The sequence below is a fragment of the Kutzneria sp. 744 genome (genome assembly GCF_000568255.1).
In the GTDB taxonomy this organism is placed as follows: domain Bacteria; phylum Actinomycetota; class Actinomycetes; order Mycobacteriales; family Pseudonocardiaceae; genus Kutzneria.
This window is the reverse complement of sequence record NZ_KK037166.1, coordinates 10,400,705-10,416,145: the sequence shown is the minus strand read 5'-3', so window position 1 is coordinate 10,416,145 and position 15,441 is coordinate 10,400,705. Positions and strand designations below refer to the sequence as shown.

Sequence of the window (15,441 nt, the reverse complement as noted above, 5' to 3'; positions counted from 1 at the left end):
CCGTGGCTCCGCCGTCAGCGGCTGGCTGGTGGCGGCGGGCTGGCCCGAACCCGAGGTGCGGACCCTCGACGCCAAGGTCACCTACACCTCGCGCTGGTACGAACTGCCGACACCCCGACCGCCCTCCTGGTGGTGGCAGCACCTGGTGATCATGCCGACCCCGGACAAGGGCGACCATCCGGCCGAGCACGAGTTCCTGGTGAACCTCTTCCCGATCGAGGGCAACCGCGTCATCGCCTGCATGGGCTCGTGGGGCCTGGAGATGCCGCGCACCACCGACACGTTCGTCGAGTCGGCGGCCCGGGTGCGGACGCCGTTGTTCGCCGCCGCGATGGCTCGCTGCGCCCCGACCTCCGAGGTGCACCTGACCCGGTCCACCGGCAACAAGTGGCGACGCTACGACCGCCTCCGCCGGCCGCCGCGGGGTCTGGTGTTCGTCGGCGACTCGATCTGCGCGTTCAATCCGTTCTACGCGCAGGGCATCAGCTCCGCGTCGGGCTCGGCGTTGCTGCTGCGCGAGCACCTCGCCCGCGCCGACCGTCTCGACGCGGACTTCACCGGGCGGTTCCTTGCCGCCCAACGCAAGCTGCTCCGTGTGCCGTGGTCGCTCGCGATGGCCAGGGACCAGGGCTACGAGTGCGCGGTGGGCACCGAGAAGCCGCCCGAGTGGCGACGCCGCGTCCTGGCGGCCGTGTCCGGTCCGGCGTTCAGTTTCATCGTCGGCGCCGCCCGGGAGGACGACGTGGTCGACGAGCATTTCGCCAAGGTGTTCAACCTCGACGAGTCGCTGGGCCAGATGCTGCGGAACCCTCGGGTGATCGCGGGGTTCCTCCGTCATTACGTCCGTAGCACGTTGGGTCGGCAGCGGGTGCCCTTCGACTTCGATCCGCAGGCCGAGCCGCCGGCGACGGACTACTCCCCCGCCACCGCGGCGGCACGGTGAGCGCCGATTGCGGGCCGGCGGCCGACGCCGTCACCCGCGGCCTCGGCTTCGACTGCCACGACGTCTCCCCGGTGATCTCGGTCCGTCCTCCCTGGGATCTCGCCAACTGGACGATGCCGTTGCTGGAGGTGCTCGTCATCGGCGGCGCCGTCTTCGCGCTGGTGCACGCCATCCGCCGCTACCGGGCCGGTGACCCGGTCAACCTGGCGCTGTGGTTCGCCTCGCTGGTCTACCTGTTGGTCATCGAGCCGCCGCTCTACTTCCCGGAGTGGTTCGGGCTCGACCGGATCTACGGCTTCATCTTCGCCCACAACCGTTTCACCGTGCAGTTCATGGGGGACCGGCTGCCGCTCTACATCGTGGCGTTCTACTCGATGTTCACCCAGCTCGCCTACGAGATCGTGCGGTCGCTCGGCGTCTTCCGGCGCGGCGCGCTGCTCGGCGCGGTGGCTGTCGCCTTGGTGTGCCAGGTGTTCTACGAGGTGTTCGACCAGATCGGCCCGCCGCTGCGGTGGTGGGCCTGGAACCCGGACAACGTCGTGGTCAACCATCCCGCGCTGGCGTCGGTGCCGATGACCAGCATGCTGCTGTTCGCATCGGTCTCGATGGCCGCCATGACCTACCTGGTCGTGCGATTGGCCGGCAACGGCTGGCTGGTGCCCCGAATCCTGCTGGCCGGTGTGCTGACGCCGTTGGCGATGGTCATCGCCGGTATCCCGTCCAGTGTCTTCCGTGACAACACCACCGCGCAGGCCTGGGTTCTCGGCATCGAGCTGGCGCTGGTCTGGCTGGCCGGCGGCTGGGTCATCGCGTCGACCCCTCGGACTTCCGACGAGCCGGTGTCCGCCTTCGCGCGGTACTACCCCGCCGTCTACCTGGGCGTGATGGCGGTGTGCTGGCTCAGCGCCCTCGGCATGGCCCCCGTCGGCAGCGGCCTCTACGCCCTGGCCTGCTTCCTCGGGGCCGGTCTGGTGCTGGCCGCGCTCTATCGGGTGCGGAGCCGGGCGCCGGCCACGGCCTGAGGCGCTCGGCTCGGGGATGATGGGGCGTATGGGGTACCACGGATGGCAGGGCAACCCGCCGAGGACCGAGGACGAGGCACGTCGCCGGATCGTCGAGGCGGCGACGGCGTGCATCGACCGGGCCGGGCTGGCCCGGACCAGCCTGTCCGACATCGCCGCCGAGGCCGGCGTGACCCGGCAGACCGTCTACCGGTACTTCCCGCGTCTGCCGGACATCCTCGCCGCCGTGGCCATCGCCGGCGTCGAGGCGTTCGCCGAGCGGATGCAGCGCCATCTGGCCTCGTTCGGCAGCCCGGCCGAGGTCGCCGTGGAATCGGTGCTGTTCAGCCTGCACACGGTTCCCCGCGAGCCCTATCTGGGCCTGCTCCTGGAGGCGGGCGAGGCCGACGTCTTCACCGGCGCGGTCACCTCGCCCCAGTCCTTCGCCCTCGGCGCTCGCATCCTGCGCGCCACACCGGTCGACTGGGCGGCGGTCGGCGTCACCACCGACCACGACTTCCAGGGACTGGCCGAGATCCTGATGCGGCTGTTCCTGTCGTTCCTCCAGTACCCCTCGACGCCAACACCCACCGACGACGATCTGCGGGCCCTGGTCCGTCGCTGGATCGGACCGGCCCTCGTCAGCCGCGAACCAGTCCGCGGCCGGTGATCAGCGGCAGGTCGAGCGCGGTGAGCAGGCCGGGCGGGGCGGCCACCACCGCCGGGATCGCGTTCACCAGACGCATCGCGGTCGCCTTGAGACCGGCCGTGTTGTGGTCGCCGTCCGAGCCGAGCAGCGTCAGGTCGAGCGTGTAGTTGGGCTCACCGGTGACCTCGACGCGGTAACAGCCCTGGCCCGCCGGCTGCGGCCAGTCCGGCCCGATGTCGGGACGCAGCCGGGTGACGTGCTCCAGCACGCACACCGGACGGCCGCCGCGCATCCCCCGCACCTCGAACCGCAGTCCGGCGGCCGTGCCGGCGGCGATCTCGCCCGTGCCGATCCGGAAGGTCTCCGGCGCCGGCAGGCGCTGGTAGCTCTCCTGCACGCCGTCCAGCTCGATGTCCAAACCGGACGCGAGCTGGCGAACCACGCTGCCCCAGGCCAGACTCAGCACGCCCGGCTGCAACAGCAGCGGGATCTCCTCCAGCGCGCCGCCGAATCCCATGATGTCGAACAGCACCTTGCGGTTGTGGTACGTGCTGTAGTCCAGGATCTCCAGGCAGCGCACCTGGTCGACGCGTTCACTGATCCCGGTGAGCGCCAGCGGCAGCAGGTCGTTGGCGAAGCCGGGATCGATGCCGTTGACCCACAACGACACTCCGCCGTCGAGCGCCGCGCGGCGAACCGGTTCCGACACCTCGTCGGGCACCGTTCCCCGCGGGAACTGGAGGAACACCGGGCTGCTGGAGACCACGTTGATCCCCGCCCGCAGGATGCGCCGGAGGTCGTCGATCGCCTCCACCAGCCGATCGTCGGCCATCGCCGTGTAGACGACGCAGTCGGGCCGCAACGCCAGCAGCTCCTCGACGTCGCCGGTCGCGGCGACGCCGAGTTCCCGGCCGAGTCCGCCGAGTTCGCCGGCGTCCCGACCGACCTTGTCCACTGTGGACACCCAGACGCCGACGAGGTCCAGGTCCGGACGCGCGTCGATGCCGGCGATCGCGTGCCGCCCGACGTTGCCGGTGCTCCACTGCACCACCCGATAGGCCACGGGCGCACTCTCCTCGCTCACAGGTCCGGCAGGCCGAGCTCCAGGTTGGGGACCTGGAGGCCACCGTCCACCTCGAACACCTTGCCGGTGACGTAACCGCCGGCCCGGGACGCCAGGTAGACCACCGTCGCGGCGATGTCGTCGGCCTCGCCGACGGCGTGCAGCGGCGTGGCGGCCTCCATCTTCCCCCGCAGCTCGTCGTTGCGGACCACGATGTCCAGGGCCGATGTCGCCACCGAGCCTACAGCGATCGCGTTGACCCGGATACGCGGCGAGAGATCCGTTGCCGCCAAACGGGTGTAGTGCGCGAGCGCCGCCTTGGCCGTGCCATAGGCGGCAAAGCCACGGCCGGCGACCCGTCCCATCACCGACGAGATGTTCACGATCGCGCCGCCGCCGTCGGCCAGCATCACCGGCGCCGCCGCGACCGTCAGGGCGTGCGCGGTGGACACGTTGAACCGGAAGGCTTCTTCGAGGAATTCGACGGTCGTCTCCAGCAACGGCCGCGGGTAGGTGCCGCCGACGTTGTTGACCACGATGTCGAGCCGCCCGAAGGTCTCCTGCGCCGCGCTCGCCAACCCGGCGGCTGCCGTCGGATCACTCAGGTCGGCCGGCACGACGTGCGCCTTGCGGCCGGCCTCCTCGATCCGGGCCGCCACGTCGCGCAGTTCGGCCTCCGTACGGGACGAGATCACCACGTCCGCGCCGGCCTGGGCCAGCGCGACCGCCGTGGCCGCGCCGATGCCGCGGCCGGCGCCGGTGACCACCGCGACCTTGTCCGTCACCTGGAACCGCTCGAAAAGGGTCATCGCTGGTCCTCACCTCTGGTCCTCACCTTGGGCCCGCAGGTAGTCGGCGAAGCGCTCGTCGACCTCCTCGCCGGTCAACCCGAAGTCCGACAGCTGGTAGCGATGCGCCGGCTGGCGCGGGCCGGAGCCGCTGTCCGTGTGAATGGCCGTCATCGCGGCCACCGCGCGTTCGGTCAGCGCCAGCCCGAAGTGCGCGTAGATCGCCCGCACGGTCCCGATCGGATCGCCGACCAGATCCTGGTAGCGCACGTCGAAGAACTGGGCCGGGTCGTGGCCGGCGCGGTCGGCGGTGAAGCGGTCGAGGCCCCGCGCCCACAGTTCGAACTGGTCCCGGCCCACCACATCGCCGTCGAACACCGTGGACCAGCCGGCGCTCGCCTGCTGGTTCAGGCTGCACACCGACGCGATGGCGGCACGGGGAGACCGGTGCGTCTGGATCACCAGCGCGTCCGGGTACACGGCCAGCAGCGAGTCGAGGGCGAACAGGTGGCTGGGATTCTTGAGCACCCAACGGCGATCGCGGTCGGGCAGGCCGATCAGCTGGAGGTTGCGCCGGTGCCGGCGGTAGGCCTCCGTCCAGTCCTGGCCGGCCAGCCAGCTGGAGTACGTCGGCAGGTGGGCGAGGCATTCGTAGGAGATCGACCGCATCGACTGGCGCAGCAGCTGCCAGCACTCCTCGACCTCGTCGGCCGACATGTAGTGCAGCCCCATGAACTCGGGATGGTCGACGTGGTGGCGACGGTAGTTCTCCTCGATCGCCCGGAACACCGGGTTGTCGGCCCAGGTGTCGCGGGGCGGTCGGGGTTGCGGCACCTCGGTGAGCCACACCTGAAGGCCCTGGTGCGCCGGATCCGCGGCGAGCAACCGGTGCAGCGCGGTGGTTCCGGTGCGCGGCAGCCCCGTGACGAAGATGGGCCGCTCGATCGGCACCTGCGCATGCTCGGGATACTGCTGCCACGCGGCCTCACTGAGCAGCCGGGACACCAGCGCCCCGCGCAGGAAGGAGCGCATCACCTTGTTGCCCAACGGTGTCAGGCCGGCGTCGCGTTCGTAGGACGCCAGCAGCACGGCGAGTCCGTCGCGGTACTCGTCGTCGCCGAAGTCGGCCAGCCCGGTGATCTTGGTCGCCGAGGCGTGCAGGTCCTCGACCGTGCCGACGCGGTCCCGTCCCCCGATCATCGCCTCAGCCCAGCATCCGGTCGGCCACGGCGGCCCGGCGCGCGGCGATCCGTGCCGCGTACTCGGGCGGCGTGATTCGGCTCTGCTCGTGGAACGGCAGCCGCTCGGGAAGTTCGTGCACGGGAACCACTTCCACCTCGGGACCGTCCTCGGGGGTGAGCGCGCGGGCCAGTCGCTGCCAGCGGATCTGGAGGTAGCCACGGGCGTGGCCGGTGCACTCCAGCCAGTTGGCCAGCCCCGGGTCGCGCTCGCTGACGACGAACCGGATCCGGCCGTCCGGGTCGACGCGGGCCTGGTCGGCGGTGAGGCTGGTCTGGTGGTTGATGTAGTCCAGCGACACGTACCACATGCTGCCGAGCTGAAAGCCCTGGTACGGCGCGTCCGACGCCGGCACGGTGACGATCATGGCCTGGTCGTCGGCCAGGTCGTAGTGGCCGACCGAGGAGAACTGGGTGCTCAGCCCGCCGGGCGTGGCCCGCGGCGCGGTCATCGTGTTGACCGGCAGCTTCAGGTAGAACCACTCGGGAAAGGCCAGGAAGGTGCGCAGCCGGCTGATCAGGATCTTGCCGGCGACACCGTAGCGCTTGGCCAGCACGTCCCTGGTCAGCGGCGGCGGGGCGCCGGTGGCGCCGGCCCGGTGGATGCGAATGCTGCCGGGTTGTTCGGTGCGCCAGTCGCTGAAGACCTCCCGCACGATGAGCATCGCCGACCCGGGCCCGAGGGTGAAGTAGTTCGGGCCGGCGTCCGCCTTGGCCGGGCCGAACCGCAGCTCGAACGAGCCGTCCGGGCCGATCTCGAACGCCCGGTCGTCGAACGCGGTCAGGCTGTCCGGCACGTCCACCGGCGAGTAGTCCCCGTTGAGCACCTGAAAGCTGAGGTCGGCGGTGCTGCCGCGGCGGCCGGTCACCACGTATTCGCAGTCGTCGCGCAGGTAGGCGTGGAAGTACAGGGTGTCCGGGTTGTCCAGGCCCAGCTTGGTGTACGGACCGGTGGACCGGACGAAGTACGGGAAGTCGCGCTGGTAGGCCCAGGCCATCTGCAGCGACGCCCGGATGCTGCCGGCCAGGTAGTCGTAGCCCTCGACGAGATCCTGCTCGGTCCGGATGTGCGGGGCCTCGGCGATGACCTTCTCGGCCTCGGCGACGGCGTCGGCGAACGGCTGGGTGAGCACGGGCGGCTCCTTGACACCTCGGTAACGGCGGTACAAATATGTACCGATGCGGTACAAACGCCGACGCAGCCAGGCTAGAACGCGTTCTAGAAGTTGGCAATGGTGACCCGACGCTCGCCGCCGACCGAGCGGGTGGTGGCGGTGCTGGACTTCCTGGTCGCGCACCCGGGCCGGCGCTTCGGCCTGTCCGAACTGGCCCGCGCGGTCGGGCTGGCCAAGCCGACCTGCCTCGGCATAGCGAACGAGCTGACCCGCGGCGGCTACCTGGTGCACGATCCGGCGACCAAGGCCTACCGGCTCGGTCCGGCGCTGATCGCCGCGGGACGCGTTGCCCAGAACGACTTCACGGCGGCGGCCCTGGCCCGGCGCGAACTCGCCGAGCTGAGCGCCCGCTACGACACCGTCTGCACGGCGTCCGCCGTGGTCGGCGAGCAGATCATGGTGCTGGAGCGCAGCGGGCCGGCGCGGGCCGCCGCCACGGTCAAGGTCGGCCAGACCTACCCGTTCGCCCCGCCGGTCGGGCTGATGTACGTGTTGTGGGGCGGCGACCGGGCCCTCGACGAGTGGCTGGCCCGGCCGCCGACGCTGCCGTCCCGGACCGACCGCGCGCACCTGCGCCGGGTGGTCGGCGAGTGCCGTGAACGCGGCTATCTGGTGGAAAGCCTGTCGCCCGCCGGCATGCGGCTGCACTCGCTGATGGCCGGCGTCGCCGCGTACGACCTGCCGGCCGAGGTGCGGGACCTGGTCGGCGAGATGGTGTCCAGCCTCGGCGAACGGGTGTACCTCGGCGCGGACCTGGCGACACGGCGCAAACACCCGGTGAGCCTGATCGCCGCGCCGACGTTCGACGCCGACGGCCGGCAGGAGCTGGTGCTCACCCTGTACGTCGGCGAGGCCATCACCGGCGCCGAGATCGCCCGCCGCGGCGACGCGCTCGTCGCCGCGGCCGACGCGGTCACCGAACAGGTCAGCGGGCGGCGGCCCACCGGTTGGCGGTGAGCTTGAAGCCGGGCAGGTCGGTCTGCGTGAACATCGCTTCATAGGTCCGGTCGTAGCCGGTGTGGCTGATCCGCCACACGCCGTCGTCCTCGCGCCGGTAGCGATCCTCGTAGAAGGCGGCGCCCTGGATCACGACCTGACGATCGGTCGCGATCACGGTGTCCATCATGTTCCAGGTTCCCGTCGCCTCGTCGCCGTCGATGTCGATCTCGGCCTGGCCGGCGAAGTGCACGGTGATCACCTCCGGCCCGAGCCGGCGGCTCATGAACGTGGCGATCTCGTCCCGGCCGGCCAGCCGCAGCCGGTCGCCGTAGACCGGGGTGCCGTAGTCGGCCGTGGCGTCGCCGGTCAGCGTCAGCGCGAACTCGGTCCAGCGCTTGAGGTCCAGGCTGCGCAGATAGCGGTGTTTGAGCCGGCGGATCTCCTCGATCGCGATCAGGTCCATCGGGGTCCTCCTCTGGCGGAAGTGGCGCCGTCCAGGTTGCGCCCTCGGTTGACCAAGAACAAGAACCTGTTCTAATTTCCTTCCGACGTGAAGGGTGGTTCCGCCATGACCACTGCGTACGAGCTGTCCCCGCCGCGAGCCCTGGAAGCCGAGTCGGTGCACGTCCTGCGCGAGGTGGCGGCCACCTTCGAGCGGCCGGTGCTGCTGTTCTCCGGCGGCAAGGACTCGGTGGTGCTGCTGCACCTGGCGGCCAAGGCGTTCTGGCCGGCGCCGGTGCCGTTCCCGGTGCTGCACGTGGACACCGGCCACAACTTCGACGAAGTGCTGGCGTTCCGGGACCGCGCGGTCGCCCGCTTCGGTGTGCGGCTCGTGGTCGCCGCCGTCCAGGACGACATCGATGCGGGCCGGGCCGTCGAGGAGACCGGGCCGCGAGCCAGCCGGAACCGGTTGCAGACCATCACATTGCTGCGCGGCATCGCCGAGAACGGCTTCGACGCGGCGTTCGGCGGCGCGCGCCGCGACGAGGAGAAGGCGCGGGCCAAGGAGCGGGTGTTCAGCTTCCGTGACGAGTACGGCCAGTGGGATCCCCGCAACCAGCGGCCCGAGCTGTGGAACCTCTACAACGGCGCGCACCGGAAAGGCGAGCACATCCGCGTCTTCCCGCTGTCCAACTGGACCGAGCTGGACATCTGGCGCTACATCGCCGCCGAGCGCATCGACCTGCCGTCGCTCTACTACGCGCATCGGCGCCCGGTCGTGCACCGGGACGGGATGCTGTTGGCCCACACCAGGTTCATCACGCTGCTCGACGGCGATGAGCCGTTCGAGGCGTCGGTGCGCTTCCGCACCGTCGGCGACGCCACCTGCACCGGCTGCGTGGAATCCACCGCCACCACGGCGGAAGCCGTGATCGCCGAGGTGGCGGCCAGCCGGACCACCGAGCGCGGCGCGACCCGCGCCGACGACCGGATATCCGAGGCGGGCATGGAGGATCGCAAGAAGGAGGGCTACTTCTGATGTTACGGCTGGCCACCGCGGGCAGTGTCGACGACGGGAAGTCCACCCTGATCGGCCGGCTGCTGCACGACTCGAAAGCGATCTTCGCCGATCAGCTCGCCGCGGTGGAGCGCACCAGTCGCGCGCGCGGCGAGGACGAACCGAACCTGGCCCTGCTCACCGACGGGCTGCGGGCCGAACGCGAGCAGGGCATCACCATCGACGTCGCCTACCGCTATCTCGTCACGCCCAAGCGTAAGATCATCATCGCCGACACGCCCGGACACGTGCAGTACACCCGGAACATGGTCACCGGCGCGTCCACCGCGGACCTGGCGCTGATCCTGGTCGACGCGCGCAAGGGCATCGTCGAGCAGTCCCGGCGGCACGCGTTCATCGCCAGCCTGCTCGGCGTCTCGCATCTGGTGCTGTGCGTGAACAAGATGGATCTCGTCGACTGGTCGGCCGAGCGGTTCGCGGAGATCCGCGAGGAATTCCGCCGGTTCGCCATGAAGCTGACCGTGGCCGACCTCGCGTTCGTGCCCGTTTCCGCGCTGCACGGCGACAACGTCGTGCAGCGCAGCGCGAACATGCCCTGGTATGAGGGAACCTCGCTGCTGCACCACCTGGAGGAGGTGCACGTCGCCTCGGACCGCAACCTCATCGACGCGCGGCTCCCGGTCCAGTATGTGATCCGCGCGCAGGGCTTCCGGGGTTACGCCGGCACCGTGGCCGGTGGCGTGCTCAAGCCGGGCGACGAGGTCGTGGTGCTGCCGGCCGGTTTTCCCTCGCGGATAAGGGAAGTCTGGGGGCCGGGCGGCGAACCGGTCAACGAGACGTTCCCGCCGCAGGCAGTCACCGTGCGACTGGACGACGAGCTGGACGTGGCGCGCGGCGACCTGATCTGCCGTCCACACAACCGGCCACACGTCGGCCAGGACATCGACGCCATGGTCTGCTGGCTCACCGAACGGTCCACGCTGACGCCGGGCGCCCGCTACACGATGCGGCACACCACGCGCTCGGTCCGGGCCCAGGTACAGGAACTGCCCTACCGCATCGACGTCAACACCCTGCACCGCGACGAGGCCGCGGATTCGTTGTCGCTCAACGAGATCGGCCGGGTTCGGCTCCGCACGCAGACACCGCTGCTGTTCGACTCCTATCGCCGCAACCGGTCGACCGGCAGCTTCATCCTGGTCGACGACGCCACCAACAACACGGTCGCCGCCGGCATGATCACCGAGCCCAGCGCGTCCGTGGTCTGGCACCCCACCGCGGTCGGCCGATCCGACCGTGCGACGCGGGGTTTGACGGTGTGGCTCACCGGACTCTCGGCCTCCGGCAAGTCCACCATCGCCGCCGAGCTGGAACGCCGCTTGGTGCTCGCCGGCCGTCCGGCCTACCGGCTCGACGGCGACAACCTTCGGCACGGCCTCAACGCCGGGCTGGGGTTCAGCGCCGCGGACCGGGCCGAGAACGTGCGGCGCGTCGGCGAGGTGGCCCAGCTGTTCGCCGACGCCGGGCTGGTCGCGGTGGTGTCCTTGATCAGCCCGTACCGCGCCGACCGCGACCTGGTGCGAGCCCGGCACGTGGCCGCCGGGCTCGCCTTCGTCGAGGTGTTCGTGGACACGCCCGTCGACGTCTGCGAGGCCCGCGACCCCAAGGGCATGTACGCGCGGGCCAGGGCCGGCGAGATCACCGGCTTCACCGGGGTCGACGATCCCTACGAGGTTCCCGTCGAGCCCGCCCTCGTGCTCCGTCCCCAGGACGGCGACCCGGCCGCGATGGCGGCCAGGGTGCTTGCCCTGCTCGACCACCCGTGACGGTCGTCGACCTGCCGCGCCGGTACCTGCGTCATGAGGCGCGTTCGGTACTTGCGGTGCACGACGGCCGGGAGGCGAGGCTGACGCCCCGCCGATCCTGGGCGCAGTCGCCGTCCTTCGCGGCCATGGTCGGAGGTCACGTGTCCAGCAATTCCGGCGCGAAGATCTCCTCGACCTTCCACGGCCGCGAGGACAGGCCCTGCTCGTAGTGGTAGCGCAGGTACGCTTCGAGCGTGACACGGTTGGCCGAGATGCCGTAGGGCCACCAGTCCTCGGCGAACTCCTCGTTGTTGCGCTCGATCAGCGCGTTCATCCACGGGACCATGGTCTGGACCTGGTACAGCCTGCGGTTGCGGCGATAGCGGTCGGCGGCCGCGTCCTTGGCCGCGGCGAAGACGCGGTAGATGTCGCGGGCGAGACCAGGGCGCTCCCGCAGGAGGTCTCGCCGAGCGACGATCGTGTGCATGATCGGAAAGATGCCGGTGCGCCGGTGGTAGTCGCGTTCCAGCGGTTCGAAGTCCGGGAACAGCCGGGCGACGTTCGGGGATCCGTCGAGCACGCACTGCGGAACGTTGGCGGAGAACAAGGCGTCGATCTCGCCGACATCCAGCATGTCGCTCAGCGCTCTTCCCTCGGGCGCGTCGGACACGTCGACGTCGTCCGGGCGCGGGTGGGCAATGAAGTCGAACGGCGCGGACGGATGATCGAGGCCGCCGATCAGCCAGCGGTTCAGTTCGGGCCGGAACCCGTGGTCGTCCATCAGGACGCCCTTGGCCCACACGCCCGAGTCCTGGCCGTAGGTGCCGAACTCGCCGATGGTCCGGCCCACGAGATCGTCTGGTCCGGTGATCCCCGAACGGGTGTTGACGAAGACGCACGAGTGCCGGAACACCCGGTTCGGGAAGATCGGCAGTGCCACGAGCGATCGGTCCGACTCCAGCAGCCGGAGGTAGAACGTCAGGCCCAGCTCGGCGACGTCGAACTCGTTCCCGCGGATCAGCCGTTCGAAGATCTCCGGCAGCGTGGCGGCGGTTTCCAGCACGCGGTCGAGGCCGTCGGCGGGCACGGTCCCGTCGAACAACGGCCGTGTCGTGTCGTACTGGAAGCACCCGATCTTGAGCGTGCGGTCGGTCATGGGCTCTCACTCCTCTCCGCCTTCTGCTTCCGATCCTTCGCCCGTGGCCGCCCGCACGTCCAAGACCATTTCCGACAACCCGATACCGCACGGGTATCGTGTTCGGGTGGATGTGCGCGTGCTGCGGTACTTCGTCGCCGTGGCCGAGGAGCGTCACGTCGGCCGGGCGGCGAGCCGCCTGCACATGACCCAGCCGCCGCTGAGCCGGGCGATCCGGCAACTCGAGGACGAACTCGGCGTCCCGCTGTTCGAACGCACCCCGAAGGGCGTCACCCTCACCGCTGCCGGCACGGTGCTGCACGGCGAAGCCGTCGCGTTGCTGCGGCAGGCCGACCGGATTCCCGGACTGGTCACCGCCGCGTCGGGAACAGCGAACCTGACGATCGGGACGCTCGCGGACACGGCCGAGCACGCCGGCGGACGGTTGGTCCCCCTTTTCCGTGACCGCCATCCGCACGTGAACGTCAGCATCCACGAAGCCGATCTCGGCGACCCGACGGCCGGACTGCGCGCCGGGATCGTCGACGTGGCGCTGACCCGAACCCCCTTCGACAGCACCGGGATCAGGACACACGTGCTGCGCTCGGTGCCGGTCGGGGTAGTGGTGCGGGACAGCGATCCGCTCGCCGACCACGTCACGGTCTCGGCGGCCGACCTGGTCGGCCGCCGGTGGGTCCGGCTGCCGGACGACGCCGACCCGGCGTGGACCGCTACTGGACCGGCGGACCGCACGACGCCGCCGCGCCGGTCATGCGCACCATCCAGGAATGCCTGCAGGCAGTCGTATGGAACGGGATCTCAGCGCTGGCCCCCGTCGACCAACCGCTGCCGGCCGGGCTGGTCGTCGTCGCGCTGGCCGACCGGCCGCCGAGCGAGATCGTCGTGGCCTGGCCGCGGACCAGCCGGAACCCGTTGGTCCGGGGCTTTGTCCAGGCAGCCGAAACCAGCTATCGGATTTGACCCGTGCACGCCGGCGATCCGACGGAGCATCAGCGGCCGACCGCACCTGTTCACTGTCCTGAACCGGACAGACCGATTTACAACGTTGTGCCAACGATGTAAGACCGAGGAGCCACGCAGTGTCCCTATCCCTGTGACCACTGGGAGACGACCGTGCCCTCTGACCGTCACCACCTCGAAGCAGCGGAGGCGTCGCTCGGACGCCGTGACCTGTTTCGGTTCTCCGGCGCCGCCGGTCTGACGCTCGCCGCGTCTTCCCTGCTGGCAACGAACGCATCGGCCGCCGAGGAGTCGGCCCCGAACTCCCCCGCGCCGTCTGGCTTCCACCCGGTGCGACCGCCGGCGACGCCGCTCGCGGTCCGCTCGCCGTACCTGAGCACCTGGCTGGCCGGTGACTACCTGGCCGGCGAATGGGCCGGTTTCTGGACCGGCCGCACGACCGCGATGGCCGGCATCGCCCGGATCGACGGCGTGGCCCACGTCTTCGTCGGTGCGCCGGCGCTGCCCGACGCCGCGCCGCGCGGCATGATCCAGACCGACGTGACCGTCACGCCCACGAAGTCCCGGTTCACACTGAACGGCGGCGGCATCGAGCTCACGGTCACGTTCCTGTCCCCCATCGAGCCCGGCGACCTGCGTCGGCAGTCCATGCCGCTGTCCTACGTCTCGATGCAGGCCCGCAGCGTCGACGGCAAGGCGCACCAGGTCTCCCTGTACGTCGACATCAGCGCCGAATGGACCAACGGCGACTCCAACGCCTCCGTGGGGTGGGATTCGATGTCGGCCGACGGGGTCCGTTCGCTGTCGTTCACCCCGGCGAACCCGGGTGTGCTGGCGGAGCACGACGACATGGCGTCCTGGGGCACGGTCACCTGGAGCACCGCGGAACGGCCCGGCCTGACCTGGCAGATCGGCGAGGACGTCGCCGTGCGGCAGAAGGCCCGGCTCGACGACACCGTGGATGCCGCCCAGCCACGCCGGATCAGTGATCGGTGGCCGGTGGCCGGGTTCACCCTCGACCTGGGAGCCGTCCGCGGTCCGACCGACCCGTTCGTCGTCTCCGTCGGGCACATCCGCACGCCGGCGGTGAGCTACCTGGGCACGCCGCTGAATCCATTGTGGACGATGTACTGGCCGGACTGGCACCGCATGGTCGCGGAGTTCCACGCGGACAAGCAGGCCTTCAGCCGCTCGGACCACCTCGACGACAAGGTCGCCTCCGAGGCCCGTCAGGCCGGCGGCGCCAAGTACGCGGCGCTGTGCGCGCTGGCGTTGCGTCAGGCCTACGCAGGCACCGAGCTGGTGGTCCGCGACGGCCGGCCATGGGCGTTTCTCAAGGAGATCTCCAGCGACGGCAACGTCTCCACCATCGACGTGCTGTACCCGGCGATGCCCGTGTTCGCCTACCTCGACCCGCAGTACCTGAGCCTGCTGCTGGAACCGGTGCTGGACTACGCCGAGACCGGCGGCTGGCCCAAGAACTTCGCCGAGCACGACCTGGGCTCCAGCTACCCCAACGCCGGCGGCCACAACGACGGCAACGAGGAGGACATGCCGGTCGAGGAGTCCGCGAACATGCTGATCATGTTCGCGGCCGCCCGCGAGACCGGCCACTACGCGATCCTCAAGCAGTGGGCCGACTACCTCGTCGACAACGCCCTGGATCCCGGCTACCAGAACCAGACCGACGACTTCACCGGCTTCATCGCGCACAGCGTCAACCTGGCGTTGAAGGGCATCGTCGCCATCGGCGCGATGTCGCAGATCGCCACGGCGGCCGGCAACACCGCCGACGCCGCGCACTACCTGAACGTGGCCAAGGACTACATCGCCCAGTGGCGGGCCAAGGCGACCGACGCCACCGGGCAGCTCAAACTCGCCTACGACCGGCCGGGCACCTGGAGCCTGAAGTACAACGGTTTCGCCGACACGCTGCTCGGCCTCGACCTGATCCCGGCCGCGGTGAGGTCGGAGGAAGGGGTGTGGTATCTCCAGCACCGCAACCAGTTCGGCACGCCGCTGGACCTTCGGCACTCCTACACCAAGGCCGACTGGGCACTGTGGACCGCGGCCTGGCAGCACGACCACCCCGCGGTTCGTGACGCGTTCGTCAACGACGTGTACGACTTCGTGACGACCAGCTCCAGCCGAGTGCCGTTCACCGATCTCTACGACACGATCTCCGGCCGTCAGTCCGGTTTCCAGGCGCGCCCGGTGGTCGGCGGCATGTTCGCGCTGCTCGCCCTGCGTGCCGGAAAGCACTGA

Annotated in this window: 13 protein-coding genes and 1 pseudogene; 8 read left to right on the top strand and 6 right to left on the bottom strand. The window is 70.2% G+C overall.

Annotated features, from left to right (window positions below; genetic code table 11):
- From KUTG_RS64765 to KUTG_RS47295, 3 genes are all read left to right on the top strand, one after another.
- A partial coding sequence (locus KUTG_RS64765) for an NAD(P)/FAD-dependent oxidoreductase (protein WP_043726459.1) occupies window positions 1-943 on the top strand: 943 nt, incomplete at its 5' end.
- A complete protein-coding gene (locus tag KUTG_RS47300; RefSeq protein ID WP_043726458.1) occupies window positions 940-1,965 on the top strand; it encodes a hypothetical protein in 1,026 nt (341 codons plus the stop codon). The genes KUTG_RS64765 and KUTG_RS47300, both read left to right, overlap by 4 nt.
- A 28-nt stretch (window positions 1,966-1,993) precedes the next feature.
- Window positions 1,994-2,614, top strand: a complete 621-nt coding sequence (locus KUTG_RS47295; RefSeq protein WP_043726457.1) for a TetR/AcrR family transcriptional regulator — start codon at window positions 1,994-1,996, stop codon at window positions 2,612-2,614.
- Here KUTG_RS47295 and KUTG_RS47290 read toward each other — a convergent pair.
- Genes KUTG_RS47290 through KUTG_RS47275 form a run of 4 tightly spaced genes read right to left on the bottom strand, consistent with a single transcriptional unit; the run spans window position 2,586 to window position 6,815 of the window.
- Window positions 2,586-3,656, bottom strand: coding sequence for an NAD(P)H-dependent amine dehydrogenase family protein (locus KUTG_RS47290; RefSeq protein ID WP_043733249.1), 1,071 nt, complete (start codon window positions 3,654-3,656; stop codon window positions 2,586-2,588). The two genes, KUTG_RS47295 and KUTG_RS47290, sit on opposite strands and share 29 nt — an antisense overlap.
- A gap of 17 nt (window positions 3,657-3,673) precedes the next feature.
- Entirely contained in the window at window positions 3,674-4,465 is a 792-nt protein-coding gene (locus KUTG_RS47285; RefSeq protein WP_043726456.1) for an SDR family oxidoreductase, read from the bottom strand.
- 9 nt (window positions 4,466-4,474) lie between these two features.
- A complete protein-coding gene (locus KUTG_RS47280; protein ID WP_043726454.1) occupies window positions 4,475-5,644 on the bottom strand; it encodes a sulfotransferase family protein in 1,170 nt (389 codons plus the stop codon).
- 4 nt (window positions 5,645-5,648) lie between these two features.
- A complete protein-coding gene (locus tag KUTG_RS47275; RefSeq protein WP_043726452.1) occupies window positions 5,649-6,815 on the bottom strand; it encodes a hypothetical protein in 1,167 nt (388 codons plus the stop codon).
- A 102-nt stretch (window positions 6,816-6,917) separates the two neighbouring features.
- Here KUTG_RS47275 and KUTG_RS47270 point away from each other — a divergent pair, with 102 nt between their 5' ends.
- Window positions 6,918-7,814: a helix-turn-helix domain-containing protein gene (locus tag KUTG_RS47270; RefSeq protein WP_198047898.1), complete on the top strand. Its 897-nt coding sequence runs from the start codon at window positions 6,918-6,920 to the stop codon at window positions 7,812-7,814.
- Here KUTG_RS47270 and KUTG_RS47265 read toward each other — a convergent pair.
- Complete coding sequence (locus tag KUTG_RS47265; RefSeq protein ID WP_043726449.1) at window positions 7,783-8,259, bottom strand: nuclear transport factor 2 family protein; 477 nt, start codon at window positions 8,257-8,259, stop codon at window positions 7,783-7,785. The genes KUTG_RS47270 and KUTG_RS47265 overlap by 32 nt on opposite strands.
- A 105-nt stretch (window positions 8,260-8,364) precedes the next feature.
- Here KUTG_RS47265 and cysD point away from each other — a divergent pair, with 105 nt between their 5' ends.
- Complete coding sequence (gene cysD, locus KUTG_RS47260) at window positions 8,365-9,276, top strand: sulfate adenylyltransferase subunit CysD (RefSeq protein WP_043733247.1); 912 nt, start codon at window positions 8,365-8,367, stop codon at window positions 9,274-9,276.
- Window positions 9,276-11,081: an adenylyl-sulfate kinase gene (gene cysC, locus KUTG_RS47255; protein WP_043726447.1), complete on the top strand. Its 1,806-nt coding sequence runs from the start codon at window positions 9,276-9,278 to the stop codon at window positions 11,079-11,081. Before cysD ends, cysC begins: the two co-directional genes overlap by 1 nt.
- Window positions 11,082-11,217: 136 nt before the next feature.
- Here the strand turns inward: cysC and KUTG_RS47250 are convergent, their stop codons facing one another.
- The gene (locus KUTG_RS47250; RefSeq protein WP_043726446.1) at window positions 11,218-12,216 is read right to left on the bottom strand and encodes a substrate-binding domain-containing protein; all 999 of its coding nucleotides are present in this window, start codon (window positions 12,214-12,216) and stop codon (window positions 11,218-11,220) included.
- 106 nt (window positions 12,217-12,322) lie between these two features.
- Here KUTG_RS47250 and KUTG_RS47245 point away from each other — a divergent pair.
- Both KUTG_RS47245 and KUTG_RS47240 read left to right on the top strand, forming a co-directional pair.
- Window positions 12,323-13,176 (top strand): annotated as a pseudogene (locus tag KUTG_RS47245) (LysR family transcriptional regulator).
- 153 nt (window positions 13,177-13,329) lie between these two features.
- Window positions 13,330-15,441 carry a glutaminase family protein gene (locus KUTG_RS47240; RefSeq protein WP_052396275.1) on the top strand — a complete coding sequence of 704 codons (2,112 nt, stop codon included), beginning with the start codon at window positions 13,330-13,332 and terminating at the stop codon, window positions 15,439-15,441.

Bases quoted from the DNA above. Each gene is read 5' to 3' on its own strand.
- KUTG_RS47280 (WP_043726454.1), bottom strand. From the start codon at position 5,644: ATGATCGGGGGACGGGACCGCGTCGGCACGGTCGAGGACCTGCACGCC.
- cysD (WP_043733247.1), top strand. From the start codon at position 8,365: ATGACCACTGCGTACGAGCTGTCCCCGCCGCGAGCCCTGGAAGCCGAG.
- cysC (WP_043726447.1), top strand. From the start codon at position 9,276: ATGTTACGGCTGGCCACCGCGGGCAGTGTCGACGACGGGAAGTCCACC.
- KUTG_RS47265 (WP_043726449.1), bottom strand. From the start codon at position 8,259: ATGGACCTGATCGCGATCGAGGAGATCCGCCGGCTCAAACACCGCTAT.
- KUTG_RS47250 (WP_043726446.1), bottom strand. From the start codon at position 12,216: ATGACCGACCGCACGCTCAAGATCGGGTGCTTCCAGTACGACACGACA.
- KUTG_RS47295 (WP_043726457.1), top strand. From the start codon at position 1,994: ATGGGGTACCACGGATGGCAGGGCAACCCGCCGAGGACCGAGGACGAG.
- KUTG_RS47285 (WP_043726456.1), bottom strand. From the start codon at position 4,465: ATGACCCTTTTCGAGCGGTTCCAGGTGACGGACAAGGTCGCGGTGGTC.